General features: G+C 56.7%; 12 protein-coding genes. 11 read left to right on the top strand and 1 reads right to left on the bottom strand.

Annotated elements, in window-relative coordinates; all coding sequences use genetic code 11:
• The first annotated feature begins 56 nt into the window (after positions 1 to 56).
• The 7 genes from PG883_RS06600 to aroE all read left to right on the top strand — a co-directional run bounded on the left by PG883_RS06600 (position 57) and on the right by aroE (position 6114).
• Entirely contained in the window at positions 57 to 1145 is a 1089-nt protein-coding gene (locus PG883_RS06600; RefSeq protein WP_227263118.1) for a LysM peptidoglycan-binding domain-containing protein, read from the top strand.
• 1 nt (position 1146) lies between these two features.
• Entirely contained in the window at positions 1147 to 2262 is a 1116-nt protein-coding gene (gene dprA / locus PG883_RS06595; RefSeq protein ID WP_270807046.1) for a DNA-processing protein DprA, read from the top strand.
• On the top strand, positions 2255 to 2728 hold the full coding sequence (locus PG883_RS06590; protein WP_010672510.1) for a DUF494 family protein: 474 nt from the start codon (positions 2255 to 2257) through the stop codon (positions 2726 to 2728). The genes dprA and PG883_RS06590 overlap by 8 nt, the downstream gene beginning before the upstream one ends.
• A 55-nt stretch (positions 2729 to 2783) precedes the next feature.
• Positions 2784 to 3341 (top strand): DNA topoisomerase family protein, encoded by a 558-nt coding sequence (locus tag PG883_RS06585; protein WP_042015238.1) that lies wholly within the window; start codon positions 2784 to 2786, stop codon positions 3339 to 3341.
• A 278-nt stretch (positions 3342 to 3619) separates the two neighbouring features.
• Positions 3620 to 4180, top strand: coding sequence for a Sua5/YciO/YrdC/YwlC family protein (locus tag PG883_RS06580; protein ID WP_039039520.1), 561 nt, complete (start codon positions 3620 to 3622; stop codon positions 4178 to 4180).
• 100 nt (positions 4181 to 4280) lie between these two features.
• A complete protein-coding gene (hemF, locus tag PG883_RS06575; RefSeq protein ID WP_103244068.1) occupies positions 4281 to 5189 on the top strand; it encodes an oxygen-dependent coproporphyrinogen oxidase in 909 nt (302 codons plus the stop codon).
• A gap of 103 nt (positions 5190 to 5292) precedes the next feature.
• The gene (aroE, locus tag PG883_RS06570) at positions 5293 to 6114 is read left to right on the top strand and encodes a shikimate dehydrogenase (RefSeq protein ID WP_041214090.1); all 822 of its coding nucleotides are present in this window, start codon (positions 5293 to 5295) and stop codon (positions 6112 to 6114) included.
• Positions 6115 to 7094: 980 nt separating this feature from the next.
• On the opposite strand, the gene yihA is transcribed toward aroE, so the two are convergent.
• Positions 7095 to 7748, bottom strand: a complete 654-nt coding sequence (gene yihA, locus PG883_RS06565) for a ribosome biogenesis GTP-binding protein YihA/YsxC (RefSeq protein ID WP_042882255.1) — start codon at positions 7746 to 7748, stop codon at positions 7095 to 7097.
• Between the two features lie 143 nt (positions 7749 to 7891).
• On the opposite strand from yihA, the gene PG883_RS06560 reads away from it, so the two are divergent.
• The 4 genes from PG883_RS06560 to hemN all read left to right on the top strand — a co-directional run bounded on the left by PG883_RS06560 (position 7892) and on the right by hemN (position 11745).
• Positions 7892 to 8509, top strand: a complete 618-nt coding sequence (locus PG883_RS06560; protein ID WP_042882257.1) for a c-type cytochrome — start codon at positions 7892 to 7894, stop codon at positions 8507 to 8509.
• 800 nt (positions 8510 to 9309) lie between these two features.
• Entirely contained in the window at positions 9310 to 9891 is a 582-nt protein-coding gene (yihI, locus tag PG883_RS06555; protein ID WP_039039515.1) for a Der GTPase-activating protein YihI, read from the top strand.
• Positions 9892 to 9902: 11 nt separating this feature from the next.
• Positions 9903 to 10343 (top strand): DUF2489 domain-containing protein, encoded by a 441-nt coding sequence (locus tag PG883_RS06550; RefSeq protein ID WP_039039514.1) that lies wholly within the window; start codon positions 9903 to 9905, stop codon positions 10341 to 10343.
• A 28-nt stretch (positions 10344 to 10371) separates the two neighbouring features.
• Positions 10372 to 11745 (top strand): oxygen-independent coproporphyrinogen III oxidase, encoded by a 1374-nt coding sequence (gene hemN, locus PG883_RS06545; RefSeq protein ID WP_104453196.1) that lies wholly within the window; start codon positions 10372 to 10374, stop codon positions 11743 to 11745.
• Positions 11746 to 11933: the final 188 nt, after the last annotated feature.

Raw genomic sequence — 11933 nt, 5'->3', positions numbered from 1 at the left:
CATTTACGCCGACAAAAAACAGCAACACTTTGCGTGCAGAAGTAACAGGGAGTGTTATGTATCTGAAGCAAATCGTCGTCGCCTGCCTGGCGACAGCCCTGGCCGGTGGCGCCATGGCACAGCAGTTGACGCTCAAATCCGGTTACCCCGAGACTTATGTGGTGCAAAAAGGGGACACCCTCTGGGACATCTCGGGCCAGTATCTGGCCGAACCCTGGCTCTGGCCACGCCTCTGGAACATCAATCCGCAGATCGCCAATCCCCACTGGATCTATCCCGGTGACGTGCTGCACCTGAGCTGGGTCAATGGTGAGCCTCGGCTCGGCAAAGCCAGTCAGGGGGGCAAGCAGGTCATCCGTCTCTCGCCCAAGAACCGCTATGAAAACAAGGCCAATCCCATACCGACCCTGCCTCTGAGTGAGATAGCGCCCTTCCTGCAGACCGACCACATTCTGGCCAACAATCAGCAGAGCAAGGACCTGCCCTATGTGCTCGGCAACAATGACAAGCATGTCGGGATGCTGGAGGGCGACATTCTCTATGTGAAAGGAGCCCTGAACCCGGGCCAGAGTTATGGCCTCTATCGCCCGGGGGTGGCATACAAGGACAAGCATACCGGCGAGTCGCTCGGTCAGGAGGCAATTTTTGTCGGCACGGTGCGGGCAGAGGAGTACCTTGCCCACGACACCACCAAAGTGACGCTGACCCATAACCGGCGTGAGGTGTATCAGGGCGACAAGGTGATGCCGCTGCCGTCGCAGGAGAGCATCTCTGCCGTGTTCATGCCAAAGGCGGCACCCTCCATTTCCCCCGGCTATGTGATCGAGCTGCCGAGCAAGGTACATGGTGGGGGCAAATTTGATGTGGTACTCATCAACAAGGGGGAGCGTGATCAGGTGGCCCCGGGCGATGTGCTCGAGATCCTGCGCCCGGGAGCCGAGATGGTGGACAAGAATGGCAAGGTGTCATACCGGGAATATTCATCCGTCTATGACAAGGCGTTCTATTCTGCCGGCAAGTCATCGCTGCCTGCCGAGGCCGTTGCCAGAGTCATGCTGTTCAAGGTCTACGACAAATTGAGTTACGGTCTTATCCTGCAGAGCCAGGATCTGGTCGGCTCTGGTTATCAGGTCAGTAATTTCTGACGTGTCCTTGCCACTGGGGCGGTTGTCGCTATGGCTGACGCTGGATGCCGTTACAGGCATAGGCCCGGTCACCGCCGCTCGCCTGTTGGCGCATGTGGGTGGTGACATCACAACCCTGTTTGACTCAGACGATGGCGCCCTGCGAGCTCTTGGTCTGCAGAGTGCCCAGATTCAGCAGATGAGATGGCCTCTTCCTGTCGTGGAGCAGGGATTGAGCTGGGCCGCCGAGCCCGGCAATCACCTCCTCTGTCCCGATGACCCCGCATATCCTGCCCTGCTCAAAGAGATCCCCGGCGCCCCGCTCTTGCTCTACTGCCGCGGGAACGTCTCATCCCTCTCCCTTCCACAGTTGGCGATGGTGGGTACCCGCCACCCCACCTATGCCGGCAAAGACAATGCGACACGTTTGTGTGCCGAGTTGGTGGGCTGTGGTCTGGCGATCACCTCCGGCCTCGCGTTGGGCATCGATGGCGTTTGCCATCAGCAGGCGCTGGCATCGGGCGGAATCACCCTGGCGGTGCTCGGGTCCGGTCTGGATTGTCTCTACCCCAAGCGTCATCAGGGGTTGGCGATGCAGATCCTCGAGCAGGAAGGTCTGCTTGTTTCCGAGTTGGCGCCCCAGCAAGGCCCCCTGGCTGAACACTTCCCTCGCCGCAACCGTATCATCAGTGGCCTGTCGCTGGGGACACTGGTGGTGGAAGCGGCAGAACAGAGTGGTTCGCTCATCACGGCCCGTTATGCGCTGGAGCAGGGCCGCGAGGTCTTTGCCGTTCCCGGCGCTCCGCAAAATGCACAGGCAGCAGGGTGCAACCGTCTGCTTCAACAGGGTGCCAAGCTGGTCTTGAATGCCGCCGATATCCTGGAAGAGTTTCCAAGGCTGGTCTTGCCCCCTGGACCCGCCAACGGTTCTTCCGAGGCGCAGCATAATAGCGAATTGCCTTATGCCGATTTGTTGGATAACGTAGATTATGAGACCACGAGCGTGGATACCGTTGCCGAACGGGCCCGGCTTCCTGTCGATATCGTACTGGGCAGGTTGGTAGAGCTGGAGCTGGTTGGTGCAGTGATGGCGGTAGCCGGTGGATACGTCAGAGCGAGGAGGGCGAATCATGTTTGATGTATTGATGTACCTTTTCGAGACCTACATCCACAGCGATGCAGATGTGATGGTCGAGCAGGATGAACTCACCGACGAACTGAGCCGGGCCGGTTTCGACAAGGACGAGATCGAGAAAGCGCTCAACTGGCTGGAGCGACTGGCCAACCTGCACGACAGCGAGCGGGAAGTCTATGTCACCGCAAGCCAGCAGGGCTCTATGCGGATCTATGCGCCGCAGGAGCTTGTTCGCCTCAGTACTGAATGTCGCGGTTTCCTACTGTTCCTGGAGCAGGCGCAAGTGCTGAATGCCGAAACCCGTGAAATCTGCATCGAACGGTTGCTCGAGCTGGACAAGCCGGACATCGAGCTGGACGATCTGAAGTGGGTCGTCATGATGGTGCTGTTCAATGTACCAGGCAGCGAAAACGCCTACCAGCAGATGGAAGAGCTGGTGTTTGACGAGTCGGACGGCGTCATCCACTGACAGCCCGGTGCCGCGCTGGTAGAATTCAGGCCATCTGGATTTCAAGGCGCGGCCCATGTCAAAGATCGATCACCACCTCTTCTCTGCCCACGAACATGCCTTCGAGCGCGAGCCGTGCCCGCAGTGTGGTGCTGAACTGGTGATCCGCCAGGGCAAGCACGGTCCCTTCCTTGGTTGTTCAGCCTATCCCGCTTGCGATTACATTCGCTCCCTCACCCCCTCTGGCCGCGACATAGAGAAAGTGCTCGAGGGGTCGTCCTGTCCGGATTGTGGCCATCCACTTGCCATCAAGAAGGGTCGTTACGGTCTGTTTGTGGGATGTACCCAGTACCCGGCCTGTCAGCATATCGAGTCCCTTCAGGAGAGTGACGATACCCAAATCCTCTGCCCGGAGTGTGGTAAAGGTCATCTGGTGAGCCGCACGTCCCGGTATGGCAAACAGTTCTACTCGTGTGACGCCTATCCTCACTGCAAGTATGTGGTGAATGACAAGCCGGTTCCCATGCCCTGTCCCGAGTGTGGCTGGGGCATCATGATCGAGAAGAAGGTGCGGGGAAACCTGCGCTGGGTCTGCCCGCAAAAGAAATGCTCCCACCAGATTGAGCGGGTATAATCTCGCCGCCCATGATCAGGCAGGCGGATTGCTGGTCAGCGTGAGGTTGTGAGCCGATGCACATCGCCCAACTTGCCCTGATCCTGACCTGATCGCCATCTCAAGCTCCCTGCGGTTGCTCGGTTCACTGATGCACTCAAGCGTCTGAGCCGAAATGTATGACTGAAGAGGAGCAGGGATATAGCCCATATCGCAGCAGTGATGGCCCCGATGCCGTCATGTCGGTTCAACATACAATCCAGTGATGAGAGGCGGCAGCGTGGCTGTCGCATGTGCCTATGCCAAATGAATTTGAACAAGCGGTTGCCGCCCTTCAAGGAGAAGGGGTTATCGCCTATGCCACCGAAGCCGTGTTTGGTCTGGGGTGTGATCCTGATTCCGAAGCCGCCGTGCAGCGGCTGCTGGCCATCAAGCAGCGGCCGGTGGAGAAGGGATTGATCCTGATCGCGGCAGATCTGGCGCAATTGCAGGACTACATCGACCTGAGCCAGCTCAGCGATGAGCAGCTTGCTCGCGTGCAGGCGAGCTGGCCTGGTCCCTTCACCTGGATCATGCCCGCTCGCGCGACGACGCCGTCCTGGTTGACCGGTCAGTTCGAGACCCTGGCGGTGCGGGTCACAGGCCATCCCCAGGTGCAAGGGCTTTGCCGGGCATTTGGCAAACCGCTGGTGTCCACCAGTGCCAATCTCACCGGTGAGGAGCCCGCTCGCCGGGTGGCTGATATTGGCGATCTGCTGGCAAGCCAGCTGGCTTACATTCTGCCCGGCGAAGTCGGGGGGCAAGCCAACCCGTCCGAAATCAAGGACGCCCGCACCGGGGCCATCATTCGCCCATCCTGAGTTGGGCACGGCCCTGTTTCATGCAGGTTGTGCGATGAGGTCATGACAATACGAGAAGTGCAGGCAGTGCATGCATGATGCCTGTCTGACAGGAGATAAAATGAGCAAACCGGATGTGGCCCAGGTAAAAGCCTTCCTGCTGCAATTGCAGGATGATATCTGCCGTGGCCTGGAGCAGGCCGATGGATGCGGGCGCTTTGTGGAAGATGCCTGGAGTCGCGAAGGTGGTGGTGGCGGTAGAACACGGGTGCTGCGTCAGGGGGCGGTGATCGAGCAAGGTGGGGTCAACTTCTCCCATGTCTATGGCGATGCCATGCCGGCATCCGCGACCGCACATCGTCCCGAACTGGCTGGCCGCAGGTTTGAGGCCATGGGGGTGTCGCTGGTGATCCACCCGCATAATCCCTATGTACCGACCAGCCATGCGAATGTGCGGTTCTTCATCGCCGAGAAAGAGGGGGAGGAGCCGATCTGGTGGTTTGGTGGCGGCTTCGACCTGACGCCCTTCTATCCGTTCGAAGAGGACGTGAGGCATTGGCATCAGGTCTCCCATGAGCTCTGTCAGCCGTTCGGCACCGACATTTATCCCGAGTTCAAATCCTGGTGCGATCGTTACTTCTTCCTCAAGCATCGGGGCGAGACGCGCGGGGTGGGTGGGCTTTTCTTCGATGACCTGAACCGCTGGCCCTTTGCCGACTGCTTTGCCTTCATGCGTGCAGTGGGTGAGGGTTACCTGGCGGCCTACTTGCCGATTGTCGAGCGACGCAAGGAGCTTGCTTATGGGGAGCGGGAACGGGCGTTCCAGCTTTATCGCCGTGGCCGCTACGTGGAGTTCAATCTGGTCTACGACCGCGGGACCCTGTTCGGACTGCAGACGGGGGGGCGCACTGAATCCATCCTGATGTCGATGCCGCCGCTGGCGCGCTGGGAGTACGACTGGCAGCCGGAGGCTGGCAGCCCGGAGGCATTGCTCTATAGCGACTACCTCAAACCGCGCGAGTGGTTGTGACCAGAGGGGCCATGATGGCCCCTTCTTATTGGCCGATATTCGGCTTGTTCCTTCATGAGAAAACCCGTTAAATCGGGATATTGCTCTCAAAAGGAACGCCTTGATGGATCGTTATCTGGTTTTTGGCCACCCCGTGCGCCACAGCAAATCTCCCTTCATTCATACCCTGTTTGCCAGGCAGACCCAGCAAGAGCTGGAGTATGGTCTGGCAGAACCGGCCGTCGATGAGTTTGCCAGCGCTCTGAACCACTTCTTCGCCGAAGGAGGGAAGGGGTGCAACGTGACCGTACCTTTCAAGGAGCAAGCCTTCGTGCTGGTGGAGCGGCTGAGCCCCAGGGCCAAGCGGGCGGGAGCGGTCAACACCATCAAACTGACTGATGATGGCGTGCTGCTGGGTGACAATACCGACGGCGCCGGGCTGGTCGCCGATCTCAAGGCTCACGGAGTGAACCTTGCCGGTAGCAGGATCCTGCTTCTGGGAGCTGGTGGCGCAGCTCGTGGCGCCCTGGCCCCCCTGCTGGCGGAAGCACCGGGCGAGATCGTTGTGGTCAACCGTACCCATGCCAAGGCGGAACAGTTGGCTGTGGAATTCAGGGATCTGGGCAGCATCACGGCTCAATCCTATGAACAGCTGGTGGGGCCGTTCGATCTCATCATCAATTCCACCTCAGCCAGTCTGCAAGGTGAGTTGCCACCTTTGGCTCCAACCCTCATCCACCCGGACATCGCGATCTACGACATGATGTATGGCGCAACGGACACAGCCTTCATCGGCTGGGCCAAGCAACATGGCGCGCGCCATACCATGGATGGATTGGGCATGTTGGTCGAACAGGCTGCGGAGGCTTTTACCGTATGGCGAGGGATCCGGCCCGGTACCAAGCAGGTATTGAGAGAGTTGCAGCGCAATCTGGGCGTCGTGTGAACCAGCTAGTGCGCTCTATTGGGCGGTCGGCAGATCTGATGTAGAGATTTTGCATCGCTGGATAAGGGCTCCCTCGTGATGCGGCACGGCACGTGTGATGTGAAACGGTCGTTCTGCGGTGGGTGTGTGGCAGAACAGGTGCCATTTTTATAAAACCATTGCGTAACAATAAGTTACTTTTACTTTGCCATCACTCGCAGAATTTTTTTGAGTTTTTTCTCAAAGCAGCGGAACTTCTGTAACGGACTGCTGACTAACTGGATAGTTGAGGAAGTGCTAGCTAGTCACCTTTATAACTCCCCGGTATTCGTACTGGGGATTTTTTTATCTGCATGAAAATTATGAATATTTTTTCTTTTTCCTACCCTTGAAACTAAATTACATAAATTACTTTCACTTTCTGCTGCTTTGCTGTACAGTTGTCGGCGTAGGGTACAGAGGTAAGATGTTCTATCTTTCAGACCTTTTATTTCACGTAATTGAATGTGGCTGAATAGCAGCCCCGATGAGTCATCGTCGGGGCGTTTTTTTATGAGTAACGTTTAGAGTAAATGCTTTAATTGTTGCCGTTCCTTGTTAGAATGAAGGCGTTTCTTGAGGAAAACCAATCGTCTTTGTTCTCGAGAACTCGCTTTTTCCCAAATTTTTGAACTCATTTCTTCAGGCCGGTTTGCAATGGCAAGACCGGCCTCATTTTTATCCCTATATTGCCTCACCGTGTAATTAAATTTCAGTTTCGTTTGTTACAGCCTTCAATTCTGATTTTTTACTCGATATCCATGAAAACGGTATCAGGCTGATGATTAGTTAATTCTTTTCGCGTCTAAACATGCTATCAGTATGATTTAAATATATTTTTTGAGGTTTTTCTTCAGAGGTGGCGAAGGCGGGGAGGGAGGGCTCGGAGATGGGGGGATCATGAAAGCCTTTCAATCAGCGGAGGTCCAACTCCGCCAATTGCAGCCAGGGAGAGGAGTCGTTTACTCCTCGTTCTGATTATCTTCGTCGTCTACCTGGGCGTTGTCTGCTTCGGACAGGTACCAGCCGCTCAGGGTCTGGGCCAGCTTCTCGACGCCGATATTGGTCAGAGAAGAGAATGCTTCAACCTGGATCTGCGGGCCCAGTTCTGCCACCGCCTGACGAACCTTGATCACCTGGTTGTTGCGGGGCCCCGGGCTTAACTTGTCCGCCTTGGTCAGCAACAGCATCACCGGCAGTTCACGGTGTGAACTCCATTCCAGCATGTTCATGTCGGTTTCCTTGAGCGGATGGCGGATGTCCATCAGGATCACCAGCCCTTTCAGGGACTCCCGTCGTTGCAGGTATTCAGCCAGTGACTTTTGCCACTTGAGCTTCATTTCCAGCGGAACCTGGGCATATCCATAGCCGGGCAAGTCGACCAGGCGTTTGCCCGGTTCCAGCTCAAACAGGTTGATCAGCTGAGTACGGCCAGGGGTCTTACTGGTACGTGCCAGGTTCTTGTGCTTGGTCAAGGTATTCAATGCAGACGATTTGCCAGCGTTGGAACGACCGGCAAACGCAATCTCGACACCCCCATCATTTGGCAGGTGGCGGATGTCGGGTGCGCTGGTCACAAAATGCACCTTATTGAAATTCAGAGTTTGTGTTTCCAACGTAAATTCCCCATAGAGATAGAGGGTTATAGAGTTACTTTTTTGTGAAATAGTGTAAAATGGCGTCGCTTGAACGCGTTTATTTTAACATGCCTTCAGCGGCATGGGATCTGGAAGCCTAATAACGAGAAAGTTGGAACGCCATGAAGAACCTAGTCATTACACTTGCTCTGATGGTTGGCGTAACTGGGATGGCACAAGCCAAGGGCGATGCCGCTGCGGGACAAACCAAGGCTGCCGTCTGTGCGGCCTGTCATGGACCGGACGGCAACAGCCCAGTCGACATGTATCCCAAGATTGCTGGTCAGCACGCATCATATATCAAAAAACAATTAGTTGAACTGAAGGCTGCAGCTTCTGGCCAAACTGGTCGGGTTGCGCCCGTCATGGGACCCATGGCGTTGCCGTTGTCCGAGCAGGATATGGACGATCTTGCCGCCTATTTCTCCAGCCAGAAGGTGACGCCGGTTGCCGTGCCCGATGATGTAGTTGCCGCAGGCAAGGCGCTTTATATGGGGGGAGACATGGAGCGAGGCCTGGCCGCCTGTACCGCCTGTCATGGCCCACGGGGTTCCGGCGTCGAGCAAGCGAAGTACCCCAGCCTGTCAGGACAGCATCCCGCCTATATCAAGGCCCAGCTCACCGCTTTTCGTTCGGCGACCCGCGACAACGATCCCAATGGCATGATGCGGGATGTGGCCAAGAAGCTGACGGATCAGGACATCGAGGCGCTCTCCAAGTATGTGGCGGGGCTTCACTGATATAGCCTGTTAGTTATCTTGTTGAAAAGAACAGGGAACCATTGTGTTCCCTGTTCTTTTTTGAGGTTGTAGCAATCGCCCGTAAACAGCCTGCGTTGCTGTAAGAGATCTTCTATATACGGGGCTGGTCGTGTCTGAAAGATTGCTCACGTATATTTTTTTATATTTTATTTTTCAATGAATTAAGAAATAAAAAATCACTTTGTACCAGTTCGAAATGTGCTTTGGTTGATTGAGTCATCCGGCGAAGAAGTTACAGTAGGCAATCAGGATTGGCCGGAGAGAGGGTGCAAGACCCGTCTTCGGTTTGACAGGATGTCGGCTCGGAGCATGCGATGAGCAATAGATGCAAAAAGCCAGGATGGTGACCGCCAGGGATGAGCGGGGCTGCGGGAGGCAACCACCCCGATGGGAGGCAGGATGTCGCCGGTTTGGGTTAGACAAACAAACACACGCACACTCAGGACTGGTCAATAAGGATCAGGATGATCCAACGAAATGATGCGCCGTGGTTCGCCCAGGGATAAGGCGATTGGCTTCCAGGGAATGGAACTCGCATGATGGAAAAAGGCAGCTTCGGCTGCCTTTTTTCTATTGGGTCATTAACCCGCCAAGACATTCTGTGTCAAAATACCAGCAACATGCCCAGAGGATGCCGATCCTGCGGTGTTTAGCGACCCAGAGTGGTCGAATTGGTGCGGGATCCCACTCTTGTTCCATATTTACTGTTCCCCGCTTCAGCATCCTCCCCGGACGACACGCTCCGGGGGTTTCCATTCAGTTATTTGTCGGAGTCATTCATGTCGGCCAAACAACCCAACCGCAAGCCTACCGGCAAGCGCAAAGAATCAGATGCCAGTGCTCAGGAAGGTCGTGAGCGCAAGCGCGCCGCCAAGCGCAAGGGCCTGAAGGCGGGCTCCCGCCAACAGGTCGAGCAGGCGGGCAAAAAGAGCGGCTCCAAGCAGGCCAAGGATCCACGCATCGGCTCTCGCAAGCCCATCGCGCTGATTGCCGACGAGAAGGGCAGCAAGCCGGTGGCGACCAAGCCTGCGAAAGAGAAGCGGGTGGTGATGACCCCCGAGCAGGAGCTGGCGTCCATCGAGAATGATGATCGCCTCAATGCCTTGCTGGATCGTCTGGATGCCGGTGAAACCCTGGAGGCCGCAGAGCAGGCATGGGTCGATCAGCGGGTTGACCGTTATCAGGAGCTGATGGACGAGCTCGGCATCATCGACAACGACGATGACGAAGATGGCGACATGGATTTTGATGATGCCGATTTTGATGAGCCGAGTCAGCCTGCCTCCGAAGAGGAGCTGTGGGAGCGTTTCTCTCAGGCGGACTACCAGCCTGAAGCCAAACCCGAGCCGAAGAAAAAGTGATGAGTGGATGGATGCTGGCCGCCCTGTTGGGTGGCCTGATTTTGCTGGGGCTTGCCGTCTATGCCGGCACCCTGATGGCTCGTCTCAAACGCCAGCAAGAGATGCAGCAGCACGCCATTGCGGCCCGCAACGAGCGGATTCTGGAGAGTGTCAGGGTGATCGCCCACGCGGTACGAGATGGTCAGTGCGACTACTCAGAAGGCGCCATCCGGCTGACCAATCTGCTGGATGCCTTGCAAATAAAGGGGGGCCGCGCCTTTGCCACCGAGTTCCCGGGGCTCTACGGCCTCTATGAGAAGGTGAAGGAGATGCCGACCCATGAGGCGAGGCGGGCACTCAAGCGCAATGAAGTGATGAAGATGGATCTCGAACGCAGCGGCTACGAGGCCGAGCTGGAGGCGCAGATCCTTGAGGATGTCGCCAGACTGAAGGATTTTCAGTTAAGCCGGTGAGCCCATGACAAAGACAGAGGAAGCAAGCGTGCAAGCAGAACAGATTGTGTGGGATCAGGCCCTGATCGAAAAATACAACTACAGTGGTCCGCGTTATACCTCCTATCCCACTGCGCTGGAGTTCAACGAGGGGTTCGGCTATCCGGACTTTGTCCAGGCAGCGGGCCAGTATCCTGCACGCAATCTGTCGCTCTACGTGCACATCCCCTTCTGTCACAAGCTCTGCTACTACTGCGGCTGCAACAAGGTCATTACCCGGCACCAGCACAAGGCAGATCAATACCTCGACTACCTCGAACAGGAGATCAAGGCCCAGGCCCCCCTGTTCAAGGAGAGACTGGTCACCCAGCTGCACTGGGGTGGCGGTACACCCACCTATCTGAGCGACCCCCAGACTCGTCGCCTGATGGCCATGTTGCGGGAGCACTTCCACTTCGCCGAGGAGGGGGAGATCAGCATCGAGGTGGATCCCCGCGAGATCGAATTGTCCATGCTGGATGTGCTGCGGGAGCTCGGTTTCAACCGCATCAGCCTCGGCGTTCAGGACTTCAACAAGACGGTCCAGGTCGCGGTCAATCGGGAGCAGGACAACGACTTCATCCGCGCCATGCTGGTCCGTGCCCGCGAGCTGGGGTTCCGCTCCACCAATCTGGATCTCATCTACGGTCTGCCGCACCAGAACCGGGAGAGCTTCCATCACACCCTGGAAGAGGTGCTCAAGACCGACCCGGCCCGCCTCTCCATCTTCAACTATGCCCACCTGCCGAGCCGTTTTGCCGCCCAGCACAAGCTGAAAGAAGCGGACATGCCGGCGCCGCAGGAGAAGCTGGCCATGCTGCAGGACACCATTGCCTTCCTGACCGGCCAGGGTTATCAGTTCATCGGCATGGACCACTTTGCCAAGCCCGATGACGAGCTGGCCGTCGCCCAGCGCGAGGGCAAGCTGCATCGCAACTTCCAGGGCTATACCACCCAGGGGGATTGCGATCTGCTGGGGCTGGGGGTCTCTTCCATCAGCATGATGGGGGATGCCTATTCCCAGAACCAGAAGGATCTCAAAACCTACTACGCCCAGGTCGAGTCACTGGGCCATGCCCAGTGGAAGGGGTGCTCCCTCAATCGGGACGATCTGATCCGTCGTGAGGTGATCAAGCGCCTCATCTGCGATTTTTCCCTGAACTTCGCCGCTGTGGAGCAGGCCCACGGCCTGGTGTTCAAGGAGTATTTTGCCGAGGATCTCAAGCTGTTGCAGACCTTCATCGACGACGGTCTGGTGCGCATGACCGAAGAGGGGCTGGAGGTGGTCTCCACCGGTCAGCTGTTGATCCGCAACATCTGCATGTGCTTCGATGTCTACCTGCGCAGCAAGGCGCGCCAGCAGCAGTTCTCCCGGGTGATCTAGGCCGGGCAATGTCGTGGGACAATAAAAAAACCGCCTTTTGAAGTGAACCCCGAAAGTTGGACACCCAACGAGTAGGTGTTCTTCGTTTCTATGGGAAAGCAAAAATACTCGACCGACTTCAAACGTCAGGTCGTTCTTCACTATCTCAGTGGTCATGACGGTGCCAAAAAGACGGCCGCCCTGTTTGG

It is taken from the genome of Aeromonas sp. QDB25, from assembly GCF_027707725.1.
Classification (GTDB): domain Bacteria; phylum Pseudomonadota; class Gammaproteobacteria; order Enterobacterales; family Aeromonadaceae; genus Aeromonas; species Aeromonas caviae.
The sequence above is the reverse complement of the archived record's forward strand: the minus strand, read 5'-3'. Positions and strand labels throughout refer to the sequence as shown.

Excerpts from the sequence above, each read along its gene's own strand:
- PG883_RS06600 (WP_227263118.1), top strand. The coding sequence starts at position 57 with ATGTATCTGAAGCAAATCGTCGTCGCCTGCCTGGCGACAGCCCTGGCC.
- PG883_RS06590 (WP_010672510.1), top strand. The coding sequence starts at position 2,255 with ATGTTTGATGTATTGATGTACCTTTTCGAGACCTACATCCACAGCGAT.
- PG883_RS06585 (WP_042015238.1), top strand. The coding sequence starts at position 2,784 with ATGTCAAAGATCGATCACCACCTCTTCTCTGCCCACGAACATGCCTTC.
- PG883_RS06580 (WP_039039520.1), top strand. The coding sequence starts at position 3,620 with ATGCCAAATGAATTTGAACAAGCGGTTGCCGCCCTTCAAGGAGAAGGG.
- hemF (WP_103244068.1), top strand. The coding sequence starts at position 4,281 with ATGAGCAAACCGGATGTGGCCCAGGTAAAAGCCTTCCTGCTGCAATTG.
- aroE (WP_041214090.1), top strand. The coding sequence starts at position 5,293 with ATGGATCGTTATCTGGTTTTTGGCCACCCCGTGCGCCACAGCAAATCT.
- PG883_RS06560 (WP_042882257.1), top strand. The coding sequence starts at position 7,892 with ATGAAGAACCTAGTCATTACACTTGCTCTGATGGTTGGCGTAACTGGG.
- yihI (WP_039039515.1), top strand. The coding sequence starts at position 9,310 with ATGTCGGCCAAACAACCCAACCGCAAGCCTACCGGCAAGCGCAAAGAA.
- PG883_RS06550 (WP_039039514.1), top strand. The coding sequence starts at position 9,903 with ATGCTGGCCGCCCTGTTGGGTGGCCTGATTTTGCTGGGGCTTGCCGTC.